We start from the raw sequence: 21,584 nt of genomic DNA on the forward strand, positions 1-21,584 counted from the left end.
TTTTTCTCAGCCTTCTAATAACTAAATGAAAAATAATTGCTAGGCCCGGTTGTTAATTACGTGGGCGCATGTTGCAATAATCAGTGCAACAAAGCTAACCAGGGCGATCATATTACTCATAATTGACATCATATTGAACAACTCCTTTAACATAATTAAAATATTTTTTACAGCGCAACTTAATTAGTTGTCTTTATGAGAAATAACCATCAATTTGATCATTTCCCCATCTCCACCAGTTATTGTAACAGGTCTGAAAGTCGGTGACGATAATAATTAGCTAAGCTTTTAATGAGCTTGCTGCTTAATTATGGGAGTGTTTATAAGCAAAAAATTATAAGTAAGTGTTATATGCATGAATTAATTTTAATTATTAACCCAAACCATCTTTTTTCTTTTGAAATTTAAGCTACATAGCGAGTTTGATTAATTCTTTTAAGGCGAGAGGAAAATTTGTGAAGCCATCGCTACTCAAAAAGTGTCCCCCGTTTTCTAGAACTATGAGTTTTGCTCTAATCTTATTAGCAACTTCAATACTATTTTTGTATGGTGCGATTGGATCATCCTTTGCGGTAATTACAGTTGCTTTAGATATTTTAGAAATAATTTGCTGATAATTGGGTGCTGGTAGCATAAATTCATCAAGTTGGGGATAATTTGGTAAAGTTTTATCGAACGCCCCCACAAGTAATAAACGTACACTCTTAATTTGCTGGTGCTCAAGATAACGGAGGGCGGTGATACAACCGAGACTATGGGCGATAAGGATGATACCATCGTGAGGTTCGATTTGGTGATCAACGGCTTGATCCCACTCGCTTTGAATTGGATGATAAGGGTTAGGAAGCCAAAGCCGATCAATCTCAATAGATGGTTTAGCTGCTTCTGCTAGCCATGGAAACCAGTCATCATCACGGGTTGAGGTTCCGTGAATTAAGTATGCTTTTGTCATTTGCAAGACTCCTCATTTCATAAAGTGTTTCAATGTTACCATACCGATAATTAGCAATAAAATAGCAATAGAACTTGTAAGAATTTCATAAGGCTGTCCGTGAGCAGCGATGAGTCCCCGAATTAGGGCCATGATACCCAAGCTAAGTAAAAAATCAACAGCAATGTGTCCATGATGTTTTAAAGCGGCAATAATCATCGTGATAAATGAAAAGAAAAGGAAAAAGACAATTACTCGATCTAAAATTTCAAAAATAACATGGTCGGTATTTCCAGCTATCATTAATGGAATAAGCGAGAAAATTTCAGTAAATAAGAGAACTGTCAAGACAATGCCTAAAATTGCTAAGGCTAAAATTGTAAATAGTCGTAAAGCATGGCTAAATTTAGTAGCTAGTTCATAAATTCGTTTCATCAATTAAACGTCCCTCCCTGTTAAGAATCCGCTTAGTTTAAAGAATAGCAAGAATTTGTTGACTTATAAAAGAAAATGGGATTAAGATGGGACAAAATTTAGCGAATATTTAATGAAAAATTTGTGGGAAATATGCGATACTTAAATTTGATAGCTAAAGGAGGAGCGAAAAATGCGAAAACCTTTTATTGCAGCCAATTGGAAGATGCACAAAAATGTTCAAGAGTCTGTAGCATTTGTTAACGCGATAAAGAATAAATTACCAGATCCGCAAAAACTTGAAGTAGGAATTGCAGCGCAGGCATTTGCGTTGCCAAGTATGATTCAAGCAGCAGATGATTCCGGTCTAAAAATTATTGCCCAGAATGCATCAGCCGAGTATTCAGGTCCGTATACTGGTGAGATTAGTTTGCGGGGACTAGCAGATGCTGGCGTGTCCTATGTTATGCTAGGGCATATTGAACGACGCCGCCTATTCAATGAAGATAATGACACCGTCAATCGAAAAGTTTTAGCAGCGCTTGAAATGGGCGTGACACCAATTATTTGTACTGATGAGACAATGGTCCAAAAAGAAGTTAATGGTGAGATTCATTATGTTTTTCAGCAGTTAATGAGTGTACTCCGCGGTGTCTCGCTTGATCAAATAAAAAATGTAGTAGTTTCCTATGAACCAAGCTGGGCGGTTGGCTTCGGTCAACATGCTAACCCAACGCTTGCAGAAGAGGGCTGCCGACAGATTCGTCGCACGATTGCTGATAATTATACTTATGAGATAGCAGACAAAATCCGCATCCTCTATGGTGGAAGCGTTAATCCGGATAATATTGGCAAGATTATGAATAAGCCAGATGTTGACGGAGTTTTGATTGGCCGTGCAAGTCTTGATGTTGATAATTTCTTGCGGATGGTTAATTATTTGAAAAATGAGCAGGAAAACTAAAAAATCCTTTCCATATACTGCTATTATGTGTTATAGTTATTAACAGTTGTTATGGCGGTATTGGTGAAGTTTGGTTAACACACCGGTTTGTGGGTCCGGCACGCGTGGGTTCAAATCCCACATACCGCCCTGACCTAGAGAGGCAGTTCAGATTAGTCTGGATTGCCTCTTTTTTTATCAACGAGTGAAAGCGATATAAATAGCGAGGGGGAGATGGTAGTATTGGAAAAAGCAATAGCACGTGATTATGCAGTTAATCCAAGGATTGAATTAGGTTTAACTTCAGTCGGTCGTTCTGATACGATGCCTGAACACAAGTATGGCCCCGCTGTCCGTCCATACTATTTGATTCATTACATACTAGCTGGCTCAGGAACATTTAAGGTAAATAACATTGCTTACCATCTTCATGCAGGACAGGGATTTTTGATTGAGCCAAATTACCGAACTACTTATGTGGCAGATAAGGAGACACCATGGTCTTACGTCTGGTTAGGCTTTACTGGTAAGAGTGCAGCAACATGGGTCGACCAGCTTAATCTTTCAGAGACAAGTCCAGTATTTAGTAGTGACGAATCTTACCGCCTAGCTAATTGTGTTAATGAAATTTTAGCGCTTAATAATTTAACGCCTGCGAAAAATTTACGGGCAATAAGTTACCTTTTTCGCTTCTTAAGTTATATTGCTAGTGGAGTAGTTGCTAATGTCCAGCCGATTAGGCCCGAGCAAAATCACTATGTAACGCAGGCGATTCATCATATAGGCCATCATTTGACAACCGTAACTGTCGATAATCTTGCACAAGCGATTAATGTTAATCGGAGTTATCTCACTGATTTATTTAAGCAAGATCTTGATTTGACACCAAGTGAATATATTCGTAATTTTAGAATTACTAAGGCCCGCCACCTGTTAGAATCATCTGATATAAGTATTGACCAAGTGGCGGAACAATGCGGATATCAACGAACAAATTCTTTTACACGGGTATTCAAACAGACTTATGGCATAAGCCCGCGCCAATATCGCCAGCAAAGTAAAAACTAGCTTCCAGCATTGTAATTTTGTGGAAGCTAGTTTTTTACTAAAAAGTTGTTTTTATTGATCGGCCATGGGTGAGTAATGGTTCAGCAAGGTGTACTTTGAACCATTGTGTTAATGGCCCCATGAATAGAGCGGTAATCACTGTTCCCATACCGAGTGTAACATCAAATGCAAAGCCAACAAGGACACAAATGCTATCAGTGATAATTCGACAGTATTTAAATGGCAGCAAACGATATTTATAGGCGGCAATAAGGGCAATTGCATCGTATGCCGAGACTCCCAGATCGGCAGTAAAATAGAGGGCCGCCGCTAAGCAGGTAAAGACAATCGCAATAAGCATTAGTCCCCAGCGGATGACTAGGGTGGGGTGGGGAAAGACGACATCTAAGAGTGCATGCATTACGTCGGCAGCGATTCCTGTAAAGAGAAGATTAATTATTGTTGCAATCCCGATATAATGACGACGTAAAACAAAGACGAGCAGTAACAGGATGCCGGTTAAAATCAAATAGAAAGTTGAATAAGTTGAACTAAAAATGTTAGCGATTCCCGTTACAAAACATGTAAAAGGATCAACTCCCAGATTAGCCTTTTGGAGCATTCCTACACAAAGACCACAGAGAGTTACGCCGCAAAAGGCCATTGTTATCCGTTTAAATTGATACATAAGCACACCTCGCTTTTAATGCGCATCAAAAATAAAAAGTTTGCTATAAAAATCTGTTGTTTCTTTATTTTCACCAGCGGAGGCATCAGTAGTAACGAGACCGATATTAGCAAGCTCACTGCCGCTGAAAGTACCTAGTTGTGCCCCGGCTTCCTCGGTAACCCGATATTGCGTTGTCGGTGCCAGACCAGGGATACGTTGGCGACGATATTCAGCGTTAACGTCATTGAGAATCTTAAAGTATCCCATAATGGCTTGCTTCTTATCAGGGGAAACAACTAACCAGGCAACGATGTTACTGTTGAAGGGAGTTTTTAACCGATAGAACGTACCAAACTGGAAGAGTTGGCGATGATCTTTCATAAAGGAAACCTGTTGTTTAACTTGCTCAAGTTCATCGGGGGAAAGAGTATTTAGGTCTAACTCATAACCAAATGCTCCAAAGAATGCTACATCAGCACGCGTTTTAAGTGGCGTTTGTCGTTGTAGTTGCTCATTAGGCGAAATAGATACATGAGCCCCCATGGAACTTGTTGGGTAGCAATAAGATGTTCCGGTTTGAATTTTCAATCGTTCAATTGCGTCGGAATCGTCACTTGTCCAAGCTTGCGGGGCATAGTAAAGCATCCCGGCATCAAAACGGCCACCCCCGCTGGCACAAGATTCAAATAATATTTTAGGGAAATCATGAATCAAGCGGTCATATAGGCGATAGACCCCTAGAATATAACGATGGAAAATTTCGCCTTGTTGGTCGGCGGGATAAGCTGACGAGAAGCATTCGGTAATATTGCGGTTCATATCCCATTTGACGTAATCAACATTACCTTCACGGAGAACTTTAGCCATTAATCGATAAACATAATCAACGACTTCGGGACGCGAGAAATCAAGGACGTATTGTTTCCGCCCCTGTGATGGGTGGCGGTTAGGGGTCTCAATGATGTAATCAGGATGGTTGCGGTAAAGATCACTGTCTTTATTAGTCATTTCGGGTTCAAACCAAAGTCCAAACATCATCCCTAAGTCATGAATCTTTGCGGATAACCCGCTAATGCCATCAGGAAGCCGATCGTGGTTTACCCACCAGTCACCGAGACCAGCTGTTTCAGTCGTTCGTTTACCAAACCAGCCATCGTCAAGGACAAATAATTCAATTCCCAATTTCTTGGCTGTTTTTGCTAGGGTTAGTAGCTTTTCTTCCGTAAAATTAAAATAAGTTGCTTCCCAATTATTGACAAGGATAGGGCGTTGCCGGTCCCGCCAATATCCGCGAACAAGTCGTTGTTGGTAGAGGTGATGGAAGTTTTGACTAAGGTCATTCAATCCCTTAGCGGTATAAACCATTACAGCTTCTGGAGTCTGGAATGCTTGTTGCGGACCGAGTTTCCATGAAAAATGAAAGGGATTAATTCCTAACTGAACGCGGGTAACTTTATAAGGGTCTACTTCAGCCTGGGCCAAAAAGTTTCCGCTGTAAACGAGAGAAAAGCCGTACGCTTCACCTTGAAAATCGTCTGTATGCGGACGTTTAAGAATAACGAACGGATTTTGCATATGACTGGAGGCGCCTCGCGTACTCCCAACCGATTGAATACCAGGACGAAGGTGAGCAGACTTTAATTGCCGTTCCCGGCCCCACGCTCCAGAAAATTGCAGCCAATCGTAATCATCATCTGGTAAATCGAGATTCATACTCATTGCAGTAGTTAATTGATAATCTTCTTCCCCGTGATTGATGAATTTAACATTACGGGCGATAGCATTATAGTGGTCAAAAATAGTGTAGGTTAAGATGAGGTCAACGTTAATAAGTGAATCGTGGAGGAGGACTTCTAATGTTGTAGCTTCCTCGTCATTTTCAGCATAAGTTGCCGGCAGACCAGAGAGTGTAGGTTTCCCGGCAAAAATTTTATGTGAGACATATTTAAAATTGGTAATGGTGCTGCCGTTTGGCTGTTTAATTTCAAAAGCTGGCATACGGTAGTCAGTTGTCCCGTATGCGGGATATTCCTGCTTTAGATTGCCTAATGAAAAGGAATAATCATTATCATATACATATGAGGTGACGGGGCGGTATGTATTTTCGACCAAATAATTATGGTTATCACGATCGGGGACGCGTTGACCAAAGAAAAGTTGACCAAGCTGGTCATTTTGCAGAACTTTGAGGATGTAGCTAATGTGGTCGTTATATAAATGAAACTCACGACTTTGCTGATGATATTTAATTGGCATACGATAACTTCCTTTCAAAACGTTTATTGCTATTTTTATCGTAGCGCTTTCAAAAGAAAAATATAGTGAATTTTGTTATCAAAATAGTGCCAAATGTTAGATTATAAAAAAGACGCGATAGAAGTTTTGCTGACTTTACTATCTCGTCTGATGGATATTTATTTTTTGATGGGTGCGCTCCTATTTTTACATTAGCGTTTAATTTAAGTCTTTATTGTGATAAAAGCTCTTCATAATGCGGTCAAGCGGAACAGCTTGAAGGATGGTTGTAAACAGGATTAATAAAGAACCAATTATTGCCGCTAATGTTAAATTAGTTCCTAAAAAGGTGACAGCTAGCAAAGTAGCAATTAGTGGTTCAAATGCGCTAAGGATACCGGTTGCTGCTGGCGAAATGTAACGAATGCTTTGTAGAAACATCGTGTAGGAAAACATCGTACCACCGACAACAATATAAGCAACGAGGAACCACTGCCAGTTAGTTAAAGTTGGCGGGTTGCTGGTCAGAAGACAGGGGCTTAAGATTATTCCACTAATTAGCATTGCTAAGCCGCATACTGTAAGGGCATCAAATTTTTGTAAAAGCGGACGTGGAAGCATGGTGTAAAGTGCCGCTGCAAATGCACACCACAGTCCCCAAAAGAGAGCCGCTGGGGTTAAGGTGAGGGTATTAATATGACCACCGGTTACAAGATAAAATGTGCCAACTAGGGCAATAACAATCGAAAAGTTATCAATTCTTCGGGGCCATTTATGCTGCGCGAGTGCCAGCCAAACGATAATTATTACTGGTTGTAGATATTGGATAACCGTTGCAGTCGGGGCGTTACTATATTTTACCGCTAAGAAATAAGTCAATTGCGAGTTCATCATCCCTAACAAGGCAAACATGAGTAAAATAATAAGGTTAGGACGATGCCCAACGATCGAGCGAACTTGCTGTGGTTGTTTGTAAATGCTCCAACTAGTTAGAAGAATTCCTGCAACCAATAGTCGAACGGCTACTAGCCAACTTGTTGTTATGTTTGTTGTGCTAAAAAGATACTGGGCAGCGGCACCGGAACCACCCCATAATGATGCCCCGCCAGCTGCCAGTAATACGCCTTTTGTCTGTGTTTTCAATTAACTCCCTCCTTTAATTCAAAGTTCCTTAAATGTAACATGAATTTAACTTGGAATGAATGGCAAAGCAAAAATAGATAATTTAAAATAGAATTAGGATAAAACTGGCGAAAGAAGGGGCCTTAACATGAAAAAGGTAAAAATCGGCGGAACAAATTGGGCGGTATCAAATGTTGCGCTGGGAATTATGCGCATGGGGACATTAACAGTAGCACAATCATTAGCTGCGTTAATAGCTGCTCATGATGCTGGGATAAATTTTATTGACTCTGCTGATATTTATGGAAATGATCCTGTGTTAGGACGGGGGTCATCAGAAATCCGCTTTGGGCAAGCTTTTAAGCAAGGGGGCTTTAAGCGTGAGGATTTCTATATCCAATCGAAAGCAGGCTTATTTGCTAATAGTGATAACAAGATAACTCGCTATGATTCATCAAAACAGCATTTGTTAGCGGCAGTTGATGGGATTTTACAACGGATGGGGATCGATTACTTAGATTCACTTTTAATTCACCGTCCCGATCCTTTAATGGAACCGTCGGAGGTGGCGGCTGCTTTTGACATGCTACAAGCAACGGGGAAAGTCCGCCACTTTGGTGTTTCAAATTTTAATCCGCAACAGATTGAGCTATTGCAGTCTGCTACTAATCAGCAGTTATTAATCGACCAAGTTCAATTTGGGTTAAAGCACACCGGCATGATTGATTTTGGTTTACATACCAATATGACCGATGAAAAAGCAAACAATCATGATGGTGGGTTGATTGAGTATACAAGGCGCAAACACATGACGATTCAGACCTGGTCGCCTTTTCAGTATGGAACTTTTGCTGGTACTTTTATCAATAACGATCAATTTCCGAAGTTGAATCAGGCGCTTGGCCAGTTAGCTAATAAATATGGGGTAAGTAAGAATGCGATTGCAGTTGCCTGGATTCTTCGCCATCCCGCCCACATGCAGGTCCTTCTTGGGACAATGACCCCTGCACATATCAAAGATAGCGCTAGTGGCAGTGATATTACTTTAACTAACCAAGAATGGTATGATCTTTATCTGGCAGCGGGGAATGACTTGCCATAATGAAATATGATTATCAACAATTCTATCGTCATATAGCGGCTCCCTTTCGTCAGCATCCGGTAGCGCTAAGCCTTTTGCGCGGCATTAATCTAGTAATTGTGTGGATAATGTACCTGGTTTACATTCTTCTTTTACTCTGGGCCGCTAAAAAACAGCTTGATACTTTATGGAAACTAATCATAATTCCGGGAATCGGGTTTTTGATTTTATCTTTAATTCGGCAACGAATAAATGCGCCGCGTCCTTATGAAAAATATGCAATCAGTCCGCTTATTCCCCGTGCTAAAACAGGGGATTCAATGCCGAGTCGGCATGTGTTTTCAGCAACGGTGATTGCTATGTGCGGATTATACTTTAATATTTCCTGGGGAATAATTTTGTTATTCTTATCAATCGGATCGGCAATTACACGGGTACTTGGTGGCGTGCACTTTCCGTGCGACGTCGTTATTGGCTTTATCTGTGGGCTGGTTTGTGGCTTCTTTTTGTTCGTAGTGTAATGTTTGAAGGAGGAGAATTAATGACCAGTTCAATCCTACAGGACGCAATTTTAAATGCCCTGATTAGTGATCAATATCAAGGGCACGCAGAAATAGGACCAGAACTTTTAACTAATGACCATGGTGCAACAGTCTGGCAAGCATTGCGACGAGAATTATTAACCTGTCGTAATTTTACCTGGGCGGTGGCTTTTATTACTCAGGACATGCTGGTTCCTTTTAAAGCAGTCATGGCTGATTTAGCACAAAGGGGAATTAAGGGCACAATTATTACAGGTAGCTATTTAAACTTCAATCGGCCAGCAGTGTTTGTGGAATTACAAAAAATTCCGAACTTAACAGTTAAAATTGCTAATGATGATGGCTTCCATGTTAAAGGGTACCTATTTGACCATGGTCAGTACCAGACAATGATTATCGGGAGTGCCAATTTCACACGTTCTGCGCTGCTGGTTAATAAAGAATGGAATCTCAAACTAAGTTCACGCCGCACCGGAAGCCTTTTTCAACAGTTAACAACAGAACTAACGGCAATTACAGACCGTAGTATCGTGATGGATAATGCGTGGATTGCCGATTATCGTCGTAAATGGCAGTTGCCACAAATCCATCCGCAAATGAAAACGCAGGCAAAAATAATTGTTCCTAACAAAATGCAAGCTGCGGCACTTAAGCAGCTGAATTCGCTGGTTAACAGTGGTGCTAAAAAAGGGCTTGTTGTTTCAGCAACGGGAACTGGCAAAACTTATCTAGGCGCTTTTGCCGTCAAAAACTATCGACCGCGGCGTTTTTTGTATGTTGTTCATCGGGAACAAATTGCGCGAAAGTCGCTGGCTAGTTTTCAGCGTGTAATTGGTGGTTCAGCTAGTGATTACGGTTTGTTAACCGGTAACCAACGTGACTGGCAGGTAAAATATTTATTTGCAACAGTTCAAACATTAAGCCAGCCATCTGTGTTAGCTAAATTGCGGCGGGATGAATTTGACTATATCTTAATTGATGAAGCTCACCGAGCGGCGGCTCCCAGCTACCAACGAGTGTTTAAGCACTTTAACCCCCAATTTTGGTTGGGGATGACGGCGACTCCGGAACGAATGGATAGTCAAGATGTCTATCAGCTTTTTGATTACCACCTTGCATATGAAATCCGTTTAAAGGAAGCGTTAACTGCTAAAATGCTTGCTCCTTTTCATTACGTAGGAGTAGCTGATTATGAGGCAGGGGGCGAATTAATTAGCGAAACGACCAAACTAAATCAACTTGCTGCTCCTGAACGAGTCCAATATGTTCTTAATCAAGTAGATTACTATGGTTATTGCGGAAAACAGCCACGGGGCTTAGTATTCTGCAGTCGGCAGGAGGAAGCTAAAGAATTAGCTAAACAGTTTTCCATGGCAGGTCATCCGTCAAGAGCGCTTACTAACCAAAATAGTCCACAAGAGCGCAGAAAAGCAGTCGCCCAACTGGAAAATGGAACACTTGAATATTTAATTACGGTTGACCTCTTTAATGAAGGAGTAGATATTCCCTCGCTAAATCAAATTATTATGATGCGTAATACTCAATCGCCAATCGTTTTTACACAACAGTTGGGCCGCGGCTTGCGAAAGTATCCAGGAAAAGATTATGTTACAGTGATTGATTTTATCGGTAACTATAAACACAATTACCTGATTCCGCTTGCGTTGAATCAAGACAATAGTCGGAGCAAGGATCGTGCTCGTCAGGAAATAAAACTCCCTACAAATCTTGATGTATCAACAATTAATTTTAGGAAAGTTGCGGAAGAACATATTCTTGCTTCACTTGAACAAGTTAAACTAGACTCAATGCGCGAACTCCGTCAAGCATATCAAGAGTTAGTTCACCAACTTGGCCGGCCGCCGCTTCTGCTCGACTTTTATCGTTATGGGTCAGTTGCGCCGCAAGTCTTTGCCCATAATTCGCAAATTAATCATTACGGTACATTTCTTGAAAAAGTAGGTAATAAGCTAAAACTCACACAATACGAAAATAAAGTATTGATGTTTTTGACCAAAGAATTACTTAATGGTAAACGGCCGCATGAGTTAGTATTATTACAATTATTAATTAACAACGGATCGTGTTCGCTTAAGGAATTTAAGCGTGAATTAAAGCGACGAAATATTCGTATATCGCCAAATGTTTTGCGGTCAGTAGATGATATTTTAAGTTTAGAGTTTTTTGCCGTAAAAGCTGGTAAAAAATTAAAAAAAGATCAGTACGGTGGACAAGCGGTGGTAACCCATTCCGATTTATTTACTTATCAGTTTAACCCAACGATCATGGAGGGGCTAAACGATCATCATGACTTTAGCCAGTTATTTAACGATGCGGTTACAACTGGGTTAGAACTAGCCAAGCATTATGACTTACAAAATAGTTTTACCCTCTATCAGCAATATGACCGTAAAGATGTTTGCCGCTTATTAGATTGGCCGTTAGATGTGAGTGCTCCAATGTACGGATATCGGGTAGCAGAAGACGTTTGTCCGATTTTTATAACTTATCATAAAGAATCAGCTAAAAAGCGGAATGCAGTATATAATAATCAATTTCAAGATGGACAATCATTTCGTTGGTATACCCGTACTCCCCGTCATTTTGATTCTGCAGAAGTTCAGCGCTTGCTAGCAGGTGTTAAGGATGGTCAACCGCAAGTCAAGTTGCATTTGTTTGTTAAAAAGAGTGATGCGGTCGGAAAAGAGTTCTACTATTTAGGAACAGCTCGTATTCAAGCAGCATCGGTTGCTGAAGAGCTAGTGGGGCCAAAGAAAAAAACAGCAGTTGGAATGAATCTTATTTTAGATCATCCATTACCGCCAGCAATCCTTGATCTGCTAGCGGTGTAGGAGGCCTTATTGCTTTTATTTTGTCATTAATCTTCTATAATTATGGTAGTAGAAAGAAGATGATCAATAATGGCAAAAGATAAAGTAAAGACCACTGATAAGCGTTCTATTCGGGATGTAAAATTAGATGAGTTAGCAGGGTTATTAAATGAATATGATGTTAATACGATGGGCGCCCTCGTAAAGTCCCTAAAAAAGGGAACAAAGAAAAAGGACAAACATAGTAAGACTGATGAACTGCGGGAAACAATTGATCGTCAACAAGAACATATTGCCGAACAAAAGGATACGATTGATCAGCTTAATAATCACATTTCAAAACTGATTGACCGCCTTGATAATAAACTGTAATAAAAAGCTATGACGGAACACGTCATAGCTTTTTGTTATCTATTAACTGGCTTCTTAAATAGGTCATTAAATGCTTCACTAATTGTTGGATGGGTATAAATTTGATCGCGAAGCATTTGATATGGAATCTTTGCTCGCATTGCGAGAGCAACCATATTGATGATTTCTTGCGCTTCTTGGACATACAAGGTTGCACCTAAAATTAAATTTGTTGATGGATCAACAAGCACTTTCAATAGTCCGCGCGTATCCTTAAGCACCTTTGCCTTGGGAATGGCTGCTGCTGGCATTTTAAAGAGTAGGTAGTCTTGGCCCTGTTTTTGCGCTTCTTTTTCAGTTAAACCAACTTGGGTTAAAGATGGTTCAATAAAAACACTAGTTGGAACGATTAGTCGGTCACTAATATGCCGTTTGTTGTTTCCGAAAAGCTCATCCTTAATGATACGAAAATCGTCTAAGGAAATATAAGTAAACTGGGGACCGCCTTTAACATCCCCAATTGCCCAGACATTAGGAACACTGGTATGAAGATAGTCATCAACGATAATTGCACCGTGGTCATCAACCTTAATGTCAGTATTTTGCAGCTCAAGGCTAGCCGTTTCTGGTTGTCGACCAGTTGCGGCTAAAATCTTATCAGCAAAAATAGTTGTTTCATGTTGACCATCGTTAGTAAAAGTAATTACGGCTTGTTCGTCTTGGGTACTAATATCCTTAATGTTAACGCCGACCTCAAAATTAATTCCATTGTTATGGAAGTTTTGGATAACCATTTCAGCAACATCATCATCTTCACGGGGAAGTAATTTTTTATGATGATCAAGAATGGTTACGTGTGAGCCAAATGTCGCAAACATATTAGCGAACTCAAGTCCAATGTAGCCGCCACCAATAATAACGAGATCATGAGGTAACTTAAGCTGATCCATGGCTGTTGTTGAATTCATTAAAAAGGGACTTTCCCTTAATCCTGGAATATCAGGAATAATTGCTTTGGCGCCAGTATTAATAAAAATCCGTTCGCCTTTATAAGTAAATGTTTGTCCATCTGGGGTCTGTACATCAATTGTATGGTTGCCAGTAAAATGAGCAATTCCATCGAGTATCGTAATATTATCTTCACTTGCAAGCATTTGATAATTCTTTTTACGCAATTGAGAAGTCATTACGTTTTTTCCATCGACAGCGTCTTCAAATGAAGTTCCGCGAGTAGCTTCAATGATGAGACGTTTAGAAGGAAGACACGCAATATTAATACAGGTTCCTCCGTACATTTGTTTTGATTTTTCGATAACTAATACTTGTTCACCCTGTTGAGCAAGGAACTTCGCCAGTGTTTTACCACCTTTTCCAAAACCAATGATAATATTTTTAATTGTTTCCATTGAGAACCCTCCAGCACAAATTTTTTGTGTACCTAAATTATACTGATTTTGGATTAATTGTCACTAAAAGCGCTTAAATAAGACAATTATATAGTTTGAAATTAATTGCACAAAGTAGTAAGATGATGGATGTGAATATATTAGTCTTAACTGCAGTCAGACCCTATATCTCAATAATAAACGTAAATTGACAGTATTGCGCAGACGTGATCAATCGTCTTGCTATTTTAATAAAACGTTTTACATGGTTTTGATTGAGGAGAGATTATTGATGAAAACAGCACATTTAGTTGAGCATTCAGATAGACCTAAGAATAAAAAGCCAGTTATTGAAGAAACAAGGTTTATTAATATCTTAAGTAAAGTTGCTACAGTAGTTGCCATTTTGATGTACGTATCTTATATTTCCCAAATTAAAAATAACTTACAAGGAAACTATGGGGCTCCCTTGCAACCATTAGTAGCGGCCCTCAATTGTACATTATGGTGTATATATGCTTACTTTAAGCAGCAACGGGACTGGCCTGTATTTTGGGCTAACTTCCCTGGGATTATCTTTGGCTTAATCACATTTATTACTTGTCTACATTAAGAAACGGATCCTGATCTGGGTGATCCGTTTTTTATTATGGCTTAAATAACTTTATTCTTATAGAACTGTAAAAACCCTCTTTGTTTAAATTTGTTATTGTGATACAATTTTAGCGAACATATGTTTTGGGAAGGGAGGGGATAGCATGGCACAGGATACGGTACCCGTCATTCGTTTTGGCTCATTTTTGCCCGTGACTACAATGTTATTACAGGCAATGCCAACGATTAAAGACAAGAATGATGTAGGATCGAGGGCGGCTAAAGTTGATAATTTTGACCAATTGCGACAAGTATTAAACAGTGATGCACGGTTATTAATTTTGGACCTTGAATTTTATCAAGATCAGCAAAAAAAGCAGAATTGTGTGGCGCAAATTGCGGGAAGAATGTACGAAAGCCACAGTAGTTTTGATTACCATTTATATGGTCGTAATATGTCAGCTGACCGTCAATTAGCTTTTTTACGGCAATATGATGTGCGTTTTTCAGAAACAAGTACCTATACGATCGAAGAAATATTTCAACGTGTTTTTCAGTTTATTGCAGCTGAACGCCCAGATTATATTGTTAGCTGGGATAATAGTACCGATTTTGAACTACTAAATAGGGAAGCAAATCGTTTGAAAATCCCTAAAGAAAAACGGCCATGGCGGACTATTCGACCACTAGACTTAGAAAAATTAATAGCTAAAGAAGTTTGGAAAAATAAGAGTGCGATTAGCCTAGAAAAAATGTGTCGATTATTACATTTACCGCCAGTTAAATTTCATCAAGCTCAAAATGATGTCATTGCAATTGAGCAAATTATGAAGTTTTATGCTCGTGATCTCAGTCGAGAACTAAATTATTAGATGAAATCATTACTAAAATTTAAAATTTAGTTCATGAATTATCCCGATTAGCTTTTTATAATATTAACAATCGAAAGAAGGTGAACGAGATAAATTTCATTTTTCGACTGCTCAAGCGAGTTATTGTCTTAGGACTTCTAGTAGGTGGAGGATGGCTTTATTTCAATAATGCCCAAGCACAGGCAACAGCTAATCAAACAGTGTGGAACGTTCGTGATCGTCTCGCAAAAATAATGGGGAGAGAAGATACTGGTTCCAGTGATAATGCAAACCTCCATTTAAATGATACAAATAATAATCCTTCTAAAAACGACCAACAACCAACAACAGAACAGCAAACGAGCACCCAAACTTCAATCCCGTCAACGGGACGATGGGCAACAAACCAGGCTACAATTTATGTAAATACAAATAATCCGCAACTTGATGCTGCAGCTAATTCGGCCATTCAAGCCTGGAATCAAACTGGCGCGTTTACTTTCAAACGAGTAGATAATCAAAGTAAAGCAGACATTGTCGTTACAACAATGAACCGGTCAGATTCAAATGCAGCTGGATTAACCAAGACATCGTCGAATTCATTAACGCGTAAGTTTATGCACGCAACTGTATACCTGAATACATACTATTTATCTGATCCAAGCTATGGATACAGTCAAGAAAGAATTGTCAATACTGCAGAACACGAATTAGGCCACGCTATCGGCTTAGATCATACAAATTCGGTTTCGGTAATGCAACCGGCAGGATCTTTCTACACGATCCAACCGACAGATGTACAGGCAGTACAGACGCTCTATTCAGAAAATAAATAGTGAAAAAGAGTCCAAAATAACCTTCTCGATAAGGCAGTTGGCTAAACTAAGCCGATAATTAGCACGTTGTAGGTTGTTTATCGCTTGTACTCACACTCGAGATTAACGGTTATTTGCCACGTTATCTTACTATTGTTCGTTAAAATAGTTAGGCTGGGAGAAAACAAATGTTTTCTCCCAGCCTCTTTGCAGTTTTAAAAAGTCAATTACTATTAATCTGACAACTTACGTGCTTTTAAGGCCCACAAGATTGACACAGTATCAATTACTTCTTGGAGCATGGCACCAACAAAGGCAGGAATAATTCCTGTACTAGCAATTAACATTAAGATTGTACAAATCGCAATTCCGATTAAAACCGCTTGTTTAGCAATTTTTAATGTTTCTTCTGAAATGGCAACCGCTTTTGCGACCCGCGAAAGATCATCTTTAAGGATGACTACTGATGCTGATTCGCTCGCGGCGGTTGAACCGTGGGCGCCCATTGCAATTCCTACATCGGCAGTGACGAGTGATGGAGCGTCATTAACGCCGTCACCAACCATAAAGACCGGATGCTCATTTGATGGGATTTCTTTCAATGCTTTAATTTTATCTTGCGGAAGAAGGTCTGCTTTAACTTGAGTTATTCCTACTTGCTGAGCAACTTTATCGGCAATCACAGCTTGGTCGCCGGTAAGCATTAAGAGGTTGGTAACGCCTAATTTTTTTAACCGTTCCATCGTTTGCTTAGCTTCAGGACGGATATGGTCAGTGAAAGTAATCGCTCCTAAATATTTTTTATCAACGCTAACATAAATAGCAGTTGAAGTTTGCATTGCTTTCACGTTTTGTGGGGCAACATATTTAAGCTTGCCAACGCGGACATCATGATCATCAACGGTTGCTTGGATTCCCTTTCCCGTTACTTCTTCTAAATTTGTAACTGCTGATAGAGGAGTGCCCTTTGCACTAGCGTAAGAAAGTAGTGAACGTGCTAAGATGTGCGATGATTGTTGCTCTGCGCTAGCTGCGTAATGAAGGAGGACATTGCTATCAATGTTATTTGCGGGAATGACCTTATCAACAGTTAATTGCCCGCTGGTGATTGTTCCGGTTTTATCGAACGCTCCTGTTTTGGCTGCAGCTAATTTTTCGAGGACGCTTCCTGTTTTAACAACGATTCCGTTCCGTGAAGCACGACTCATTCCAGAAACCATTGCTACTGGGGCTGCTAAAATTAACGGACATGGTGAAGCAACTACTAGGACTTCGGCAAACCGTTCAGGGTGACCGGAAATTAGCCAAGCAAGTGAAGAGATAATAATCGCAACAATTGTGAAAGGAACAGCGTAACGATCGGCTAACCGCACAAAATGAGCAGGCGTTGATTCTGCCTCTTTGACTAATTTAACAAGTTGCTGATATTGACTATCTTTAGCTAGCTTTGTAACTTGAAGGGTCACAGCATGGTCTCCGTTTACTGATCCAGACATAACATCATCGCCGAGATTTTTGGAAATTGGGCGTGATTCACCTGTTAAAGATGATTCGTCAAATAAACCGCCACCAGCTTTAATATATCCATCGACTGGCACTAGTTCGCCTGGTTTAACAATAATCTGATCGCCAATTTTAACATCGTTAACGGGAATATCCTTTGTGCCATTTTTGGTGATTAGATGGGCTGTTTGAGGTGAATTATCAAGAAGCGCCTTAAGCTCAGTGCTAGCTTTTTTAGCTGCATAATCTTCAAGCGCATCTCCCCCGGTTAGCATCACTAAGATAACCATTGCGGCCCAATACTCACTAACAGCTAGTGTTGCTACAACTGCCATAATGGCTAATAGGTCAACACCATATTTTCCGCTGCGAAGAGTTTTTATCATGCCCACAAACATTGAAAAAGCAACGATTGCCCCGACAACCGTTACTAAAATTTGCGCAAATAGTTGCAGGTGAAAGCCGAATTGTAGAACAACAGCAATAGCAGCGATAACTAGAATAATAATTAGTTTTTGCTTATTAGATAATTTCTTCATAATTTACCTCCTTACTTAAAACGCTTAGCCTTCTTTCTTAATTATAAAGTTTTTAATTAAAAATATTGTGAAAAAGCGTAAAATATTAAGAAAACAGGAGATTTTACGATGAATAAGCCATATTATCAGCGAATATTTATGCTAATTATTGATTCATTAGGAATCGGGGCGACTCCGGATGCTGGCGATTTTAATAGTTTGGGTGCTGATACGTTGGGGCATCTTGCTGATCATTTTCGTATTCGCTTGCAATTACCAACGCTGCAAAGTATTGGTCTAGGCAATATCCATCCAACAATGGGGATGACGCCGCTTCCGTCACCACATGCAGTTTTTAGTAAGGTACAGCCGAGTTCAATTGGCATCAGTGACCGTGAAAGTCAATGGGAGATAATGGGCTTGCCAACGTTAACAGCGCCAGATATTTTTATTAATGGTATTCCAGAAGTAGTTATTAATCAATTTAAACAGAAAGCAAGACGCCCAGTTATTGCAAATTCATTAACGAATTTACGAGTTGCGTTGCAAGATTATGGAGTAGAACAGTTAGCGACGGGCAGTTTAATCGCTTTTCCTGATAGTTCTTCAACAGTTTGGCTAGCTGCTCATGAAGAAACGATGTCAGCGCCCGTGTTTAAGAAGGCCTGTGCCATTTTCCGTCAGCTATTGGATGAGTCAATTTATACTATTGAAAAGGTAAACGGCATCCTATTCAATGGAAAGAACCCCCGTGATTTTTATCCCCGTGCATTATATTCATTTCCAATAATGCCATCACAACCGACGGTATTAGATATTTTGCGCGAAAATAACTATGCGGTAAATACGATTGGGAAAACCGCAATCCTATTTGGTGAAAGTAATCAAATTCAAGGAAATAAAAACACGGAATGGATGGCAAACTTAGATAACATGGTTGCTGAAAACTTTACTGGGCTTTGTGTGGCTGATCTTGGGGAATTTGATCGTCAATACGGAAAAAAGCGAAATCCAGAAGGTTTTGGCACGGAGTTGATGGCTATTGATAAGCAAATTGCGCAACTGATTGCGAAATTGCGCCCAACAGATTTATTGATTGTGACAGCTAATCATGGTAATGATCCAACTTATCCTGGGGAGTTACATACTCGGGAATACATTCCTTTGCTGATGGCATCGCCACGGATTGATACCAGCGTTGAGCTTCCGCTTCGGCAAACATTAGCTGATATTGGAGCAACTATTTTGGATAATTTTGGCTTGGGTGCTAATGCACAATATGGTAGAAGTTTCCTTGACCATTTAATGTGAGTTTCTTAACTTTAAAGAATTATGATATAACTTACGTAAACAAGGCTCCAAAGCTCGGAAATCCGAACTTTGGAGCCTTGTGCTCTTTCTCTATGATTAAGTTTAAAAATAACCTAACGATGGTAACGGAAGTAAATGGCAATCCCCATAAGGAGAACAAGGATAAGCGCAGCAAGCCGCGGGTCAGCTTTAAAAAGTTCATGCATTGCATGAATTTGTCCAATGCCGAGTGGGGGAGTGAACATATTGTCATCTTCCTTTCAAAAAATTAGTAATTTTCAGTTAAAAATTTTTCCATATTTGTTGGCTGATGTCCAGTGATATGCGCAAAATCATCGGTAACAGCATTCATTAAGCCTAGTGCAGCGGCTTGATACATTGAAGCAAGTTCATCGCCGTCGCCTTCTGCTTCATAGATTTCAGCGAACTTTTTAACTGTTACCGGATCATAACCGATTTCTTGGCCGGTTACTTTGGACATAATGTAACTAAGTTCTGGCATAGTGTAATTTTTGCTCATGGTTAAAAGATAGTTTTGGCCTTTATCACGTAAGTAAGGTTTAGTAGCAACATTGGCAATTGCTTCTGCACTGTCTTGGCGGGAGATAAAGCTCATTGCTTGGTCACCGACTGGGTAAATAACATTATGTCGTTCGATCAGTTCTGGTAGATAAGGAACTAAAGGATCGGCATAAAGCGAGTTTTTAACAATCGCATACCTTAGTCCGGTGCTAGCTAGTCGGGCGGGAAGATAAGCGTAATATCCAGCCATCTGGAAAGGATTGTTAAATTGGTCAGCGATAAAACTAATATCAACAATATTCTCCACGCCAGCTTTAACCATTGCAGCAAGCGAATTCTCAAATTCATCGATCCGGTCTTTAACGAGGTAGGTAATACTTGGAATATAGATTAGAACATCGATTCCCTTAAATGCCTCAACCATTAAGTCGACATCATTATAGTCTACTGCTGCAACTTCGTAGCCTGCTTCCGTAAACTTTTTTGCTTTTGCTGGATTATGAACACCAACGCGGATGTTTTTGCGAGTAGTAAGTTTGCTCAGTTCCTGAACAACGTGTTGACCAAGGTGGCCGGTAGCACCAGTAATCATATATTTCATTTTGTATCCTTCTTTCTTTTAATTGCATCTTTTTGTGCTTGTTTAACGCGGATAGTATCAATAATGTCTTGCAAGCTCGTACCTGCGAGTTTCGCTTTCGCAGCATTTTCAGCCTGTTGGTAGTATTCATTAAGCGTTTCCTGGATATTCCCGCCTACGATACATTGGGGGTTTGTTTGTTTGTCAATTGAGAAAAGCTGCGCATCGCCTTCAATGGCAAGAAAAATATCATATAGAGATATCTCGGCTGGCTTTTTAGCAAGTTCGGGATCAGCTGCTCCGTGAACTGTATTGATTAGCCCAGCCTTATTAAGCGCGCTCATCAAGCGGCGCACTACTACCGGGGAGGTCTCGATGCTCCTGGCAATGTTATTGCTGGTAAGCGGGATGATTCCGTGGTAAATATCGATGAATGCAAGAATATGGATACTATCGCTAAAACGAGTAGAGACTTTCATATTATCATTCCTTTAATAATTATTGTAACAAAAAAAGTTACATGTGGTCAAACCTTTGTTAAATTGATTTCTTGACAAATATATTTTGCAATAATAACATAATGGTATTGGATGAAACTAAAAAAGTTACAAAAGAAGTGTGGAAAATGAAAGTGAAAAAATTAATGCTAGCGTCAATCTTAATTGCAGAAACATTACTATTAGGGATGATTTTACCGCCTAGTGTAAGTGCAGCAAGTAATAAACCGATTATTGTTGGCTCAAAAAATGTTTCAGAAAGTAAAACGGTTAGTGAGATTTATGCCTTAGCACTTGAACATGCTGGTTATCGGGTTACTCGCAAACCAAATATTTCAAATAACGTGATTTTTCAGGCTACTCAAAAAGGGCAGATTGATGTTTACCCAGATTATACCGGGACAATCGTGCAGACATACCTAAAAAAGAAGGGGACCGATAAAAGCGTGCGTGAAATGGCAAAGATGGCTCATGATGGAATTGCCAAAGATGGCTTAACGACGTTTCAATACGCCCCTGGAGATAATCGTCAAGGGATAGCGATGCCGACAGAAACCGCCAAAAAATACCATATTACGGATCTCAGCCAGTTGCAAAAAAAGGCAAATAAAATTCGGTTTGCATCACAAGGTGAATTTGAAAAACGGGCAGATGGTCTGCCAGAAATGAATAAGGTTTATGGTAAATATAATTTTAAATCAATTAAGGACTACGATGCGAGCCTTCTTTATCGCATCATGGAACAAGGTAAGGCGGAGGCAGCTCCGGTTTCCACAACAGATGGTCAATTAGCTACCAATAAATTTACCTTAATTAAGGATAAGGCAGATTGCAATAAATA

At 39.8% G+C, this 21,584-nt stretch carries 21 protein-coding genes and 1 tRNA gene; 12 read left to right on the forward strand and 10 right to left on the reverse strand.

From position 1 onward, the window contains the following. Nucleotides 1-409: 409 nt before the first annotated feature. The gene (locus DTK66_RS06755; RefSeq protein ID WP_191668180.1) at nt 410-952 is read right to left on the reverse strand and encodes an RBBP9/YdeN family alpha/beta hydrolase; all 543 of its coding nucleotides are present in this window, start codon (nt 950-952) and stop codon (nt 410-412) included. A gap of 12 nt (nt 953-964) precedes the next feature. Beyond that, on the reverse strand, nt 965-1,366 hold the full coding sequence (psiE, locus tag DTK66_RS06760; RefSeq protein ID WP_153930414.1) for a phosphate-starvation-inducible protein PsiE: 402 nt from the start codon (nt 1,364-1,366) through the stop codon (nt 965-967). 172 nt (nt 1,367-1,538) lie between these two features. Between psiE and tpiA the strand changes: the two genes are divergently transcribed. From tpiA to DTK66_RS06775, 3 genes are all read left to right on the forward strand, one after another. Next, entirely contained in the window at nt 1,539-2,309 is a 771-nt protein-coding gene (gene tpiA / locus DTK66_RS06765; protein WP_153930381.1) for a triose-phosphate isomerase, read from the forward strand. A 54-nt stretch (nt 2,310-2,363) separates the two neighbouring features. Next, nucleotides 2,364-2,438 (forward strand) — tRNA-His (locus DTK66_RS06770). A gap of 93 nt (nt 2,439-2,531) precedes the next feature. After that, on the forward strand, nt 2,532-3,356 hold the full coding sequence (locus tag DTK66_RS06775; protein ID WP_191668181.1) for an AraC family transcriptional regulator: 825 nt from the start codon (nt 2,532-2,534) through the stop codon (nt 3,354-3,356). 37 nt (nt 3,357-3,393) lie between these two features. Here DTK66_RS06775 and DTK66_RS06780 read toward each other — a convergent pair whose 3' ends face one another. The 3 genes from DTK66_RS06780 to DTK66_RS06790 all read right to left on the reverse strand — a co-directional run bounded on the left by DTK66_RS06780 (nt 3,394) and on the right by DTK66_RS06790 (nt 7,383). After that, entirely contained in the window at nt 3,394-4,023 is a 630-nt protein-coding gene (locus DTK66_RS06780) for a YczE/YyaS/YitT family protein (protein ID WP_191668182.1), read from the reverse strand. Nucleotides 4,024-4,038: 15 nt separating this feature from the next. Further along, nucleotides 4,039-6,261: an alpha-galactosidase gene (locus DTK66_RS06785; protein ID WP_191668183.1), complete on the reverse strand. Its 2,223-nt coding sequence runs from the start codon at nt 6,259-6,261 to the stop codon at nt 4,039-4,041. 198 nt (nt 6,262-6,459) lie between these two features. Beyond that, on the reverse strand, nt 6,460-7,383 hold the full coding sequence (locus DTK66_RS06790; RefSeq protein WP_191668184.1) for an EamA family transporter: 924 nt from the start codon (nt 7,381-7,383) through the stop codon (nt 6,460-6,462). A 127-nt stretch (nt 7,384-7,510) separates the two neighbouring features. Between DTK66_RS06790 and DTK66_RS06795 the strand changes: the two genes are divergently transcribed. From DTK66_RS06795 to DTK66_RS06810, 4 genes are all read left to right on the forward strand, one after another. Beyond that, on the forward strand, nt 7,511-8,464 hold the full coding sequence (locus DTK66_RS06795; protein ID WP_191668185.1) for an aldo/keto reductase: 954 nt from the start codon (nt 7,511-7,513) through the stop codon (nt 8,462-8,464). Beyond that, complete coding sequence (locus DTK66_RS06800) at nt 8,464-8,964, forward strand: phosphatase PAP2 family protein (RefSeq protein WP_191668186.1); 501 nt, start codon at nt 8,464-8,466, stop codon at nt 8,962-8,964. The genes DTK66_RS06795 and DTK66_RS06800 overlap by 1 nt, the downstream gene beginning before the upstream one ends. Nucleotides 8,965-8,984: 20 nt before the next feature. Then, nucleotides 8,985-11,837: a DEAD/DEAH box helicase gene (locus tag DTK66_RS06805; RefSeq protein WP_191668187.1), complete on the forward strand. Its 2,853-nt coding sequence runs from the start codon at nt 8,985-8,987 to the stop codon at nt 11,835-11,837. A 69-nt stretch (nt 11,838-11,906) separates the two neighbouring features. Next, nucleotides 11,907-12,188: a hypothetical protein gene (locus DTK66_RS06810; protein WP_153930389.1), complete on the forward strand. Its 282-nt coding sequence runs from the start codon at nt 11,907-11,909 to the stop codon at nt 12,186-12,188. Between the two features lie 35 nt (nt 12,189-12,223). On the opposite strand, the gene DTK66_RS06815 is transcribed toward DTK66_RS06810, so the two are convergent. After that, the gene (locus DTK66_RS06815; protein ID WP_191668188.1) at nt 12,224-13,573 is read right to left on the reverse strand and encodes an FAD-dependent oxidoreductase; all 1,350 of its coding nucleotides are present in this window, start codon (nt 13,571-13,573) and stop codon (nt 12,224-12,226) included. A gap of 271 nt (nt 13,574-13,844) precedes the next feature. Between DTK66_RS06815 and DTK66_RS06820 the strand changes: the two genes are divergently transcribed. The 3 genes from DTK66_RS06820 to DTK66_RS06830 all read left to right on the forward strand — a co-directional run bounded on the left by DTK66_RS06820 (nt 13,845) and on the right by DTK66_RS06830 (nt 15,833). Next, complete coding sequence (locus DTK66_RS06820) at nt 13,845-14,165, forward strand: hypothetical protein (protein WP_191668189.1); 321 nt, start codon at nt 13,845-13,847, stop codon at nt 14,163-14,165. 145 nt (nt 14,166-14,310) lie between these two features. After that, a complete protein-coding gene (locus tag DTK66_RS06825) occupies nt 14,311-15,018 on the forward strand; it encodes a 3'-5' exonuclease family protein (RefSeq protein ID WP_191668190.1) in 708 nt (235 codons plus the stop codon). A gap of 80 nt (nt 15,019-15,098) precedes the next feature. Next, a complete protein-coding gene (locus tag DTK66_RS06830; RefSeq protein WP_191668191.1) occupies nt 15,099-15,833 on the forward strand; it encodes a matrixin family metalloprotease in 735 nt (244 codons plus the stop codon). A 212-nt stretch (nt 15,834-16,045) separates the two neighbouring features. Here the strand turns inward: DTK66_RS06830 and DTK66_RS06835 are convergent, their stop codons facing one another. Continuing rightward, entirely contained in the window at nt 16,046-17,854 is a 1,809-nt protein-coding gene (locus DTK66_RS06835; protein WP_191668192.1) for a heavy metal translocating P-type ATPase, read from the reverse strand. A gap of 108 nt (nt 17,855-17,962) precedes the next feature. Here DTK66_RS06835 and DTK66_RS06840 point away from each other — a divergent pair, with 108 nt between their 5' ends. Further along, the gene (locus DTK66_RS06840) at nt 17,963-19,144 is read left to right on the forward strand and encodes a phosphopentomutase (protein WP_191668193.1); all 1,182 of its coding nucleotides are present in this window, start codon (nt 17,963-17,965) and stop codon (nt 19,142-19,144) included. A gap of 113 nt (nt 19,145-19,257) precedes the next feature. On the opposite strand, the gene DTK66_RS11115 is transcribed toward DTK66_RS06840, so the two are convergent. Genes DTK66_RS11115 through DTK66_RS06850 form a run of 3 tightly spaced genes read right to left on the reverse strand, consistent with a single transcriptional unit; the run spans nt 19,258 to nt 20,725 of the window. Beyond that, complete coding sequence (locus DTK66_RS11115) at nt 19,258-19,389, reverse strand: hypothetical protein (protein WP_255505080.1); 132 nt, start codon at nt 19,387-19,389, stop codon at nt 19,258-19,260. A gap of 23 nt (nt 19,390-19,412) precedes the next feature. Further along, nucleotides 19,413-20,267: an SDR family oxidoreductase gene (locus tag DTK66_RS06845; RefSeq protein ID WP_191668194.1), complete on the reverse strand. Its 855-nt coding sequence runs from the start codon at nt 20,265-20,267 to the stop codon at nt 19,413-19,415. After that, nucleotides 20,264-20,725, reverse strand: coding sequence for an Rrf2 family transcriptional regulator (locus DTK66_RS06850; protein ID WP_153930396.1), 462 nt, complete (start codon nt 20,723-20,725; stop codon nt 20,264-20,266). The genes DTK66_RS06845 and DTK66_RS06850 overlap by 4 nt, the downstream gene beginning before the upstream one ends. Nucleotides 20,726-20,871: 146 nt before the next feature. Here DTK66_RS06850 and DTK66_RS06855 point away from each other — a divergent pair. Beyond that, the coding region (locus tag DTK66_RS06855) for a glycine betaine ABC transporter substrate-binding protein (RefSeq protein WP_191668195.1) at nt 20,872-21,584 on the forward strand (713 nt) is incomplete at its 3' end.

The organism is Limosilactobacillus walteri (assembly GCF_014830205.1).
GTDB lineage: Bacteria > Bacillota > Bacilli > Lactobacillales > Lactobacillaceae > Limosilactobacillus > Limosilactobacillus walteri.

Excerpts from the sequence above, each read along its gene's own strand:
- DTK66_RS06755 (WP_191668180.1), bottom strand. The coding sequence starts at position 952 with ATGACAAAAGCATACTTAATTCACGGAACCTCAACCCGTGATGATGAC.
- psiE (WP_153930414.1), bottom strand. The coding sequence starts at position 1,366 with ATGAAACGAATTTATGAACTAGCTACTAAATTTAGCCATGCTTTACGA.
- tpiA (WP_153930381.1), top strand. The coding sequence starts at position 1,539 with ATGCGAAAACCTTTTATTGCAGCCAATTGGAAGATGCACAAAAATGTT.
- DTK66_RS06780 (WP_191668182.1), bottom strand. The coding sequence starts at position 4,023 with ATGTATCAATTTAAACGGATAACAATGGCCTTTTGCGGCGTAACTCTC.
- DTK66_RS06785 (WP_191668183.1), bottom strand. The coding sequence starts at position 6,261 with ATGCCAATTAAATATCATCAGCAAAGTCGTGAGTTTCATTTATATAAC.
- DTK66_RS06795 (WP_191668185.1), top strand. The coding sequence starts at position 7,511 with ATGAAAAAGGTAAAAATCGGCGGAACAAATTGGGCGGTATCAAATGTT.
- DTK66_RS06800 (WP_191668186.1), top strand. The coding sequence starts at position 8,464 with ATGAAATATGATTATCAACAATTCTATCGTCATATAGCGGCTCCCTTT.
- DTK66_RS06805 (WP_191668187.1), top strand. The coding sequence starts at position 8,985 with ATGACCAGTTCAATCCTACAGGACGCAATTTTAAATGCCCTGATTAGT.
- DTK66_RS06810 (WP_153930389.1), top strand. The coding sequence starts at position 11,907 with ATGGCAAAAGATAAAGTAAAGACCACTGATAAGCGTTCTATTCGGGAT.
- DTK66_RS06815 (WP_191668188.1), bottom strand. The coding sequence starts at position 13,573 with ATGGAAACAATTAAAAATATTATCATTGGTTTTGGAAAAGGTGGTAAA.
- DTK66_RS06820 (WP_191668189.1), top strand. The coding sequence starts at position 13,845 with ATGAAAACAGCACATTTAGTTGAGCATTCAGATAGACCTAAGAATAAA.
- DTK66_RS06825 (WP_191668190.1), top strand. The coding sequence starts at position 14,311 with ATGGCACAGGATACGGTACCCGTCATTCGTTTTGGCTCATTTTTGCCC.
- DTK66_RS06835 (WP_191668192.1), bottom strand. The coding sequence starts at position 17,854 with ATGAAGAAATTATCTAATAAGCAAAAACTAATTATTATTCTAGTTATC.
- DTK66_RS06840 (WP_191668193.1), top strand. The coding sequence starts at position 17,963 with ATGAATAAGCCATATTATCAGCGAATATTTATGCTAATTATTGATTCA.
- DTK66_RS11115 (WP_255505080.1), bottom strand. The coding sequence starts at position 19,389 with ATGTTCACTCCCCCACTCGGCATTGGACAAATTCATGCAATGCATGAA.
- DTK66_RS06845 (WP_191668194.1), bottom strand. The coding sequence starts at position 20,267 with ATGAAATATATGATTACTGGTGCTACCGGCCACCTTGGTCAACACGTT.
- DTK66_RS06850 (WP_153930396.1), bottom strand. The coding sequence starts at position 20,725 with ATGAAAGTCTCTACTCGTTTTAGCGATAGTATCCATATTCTTGCATTC.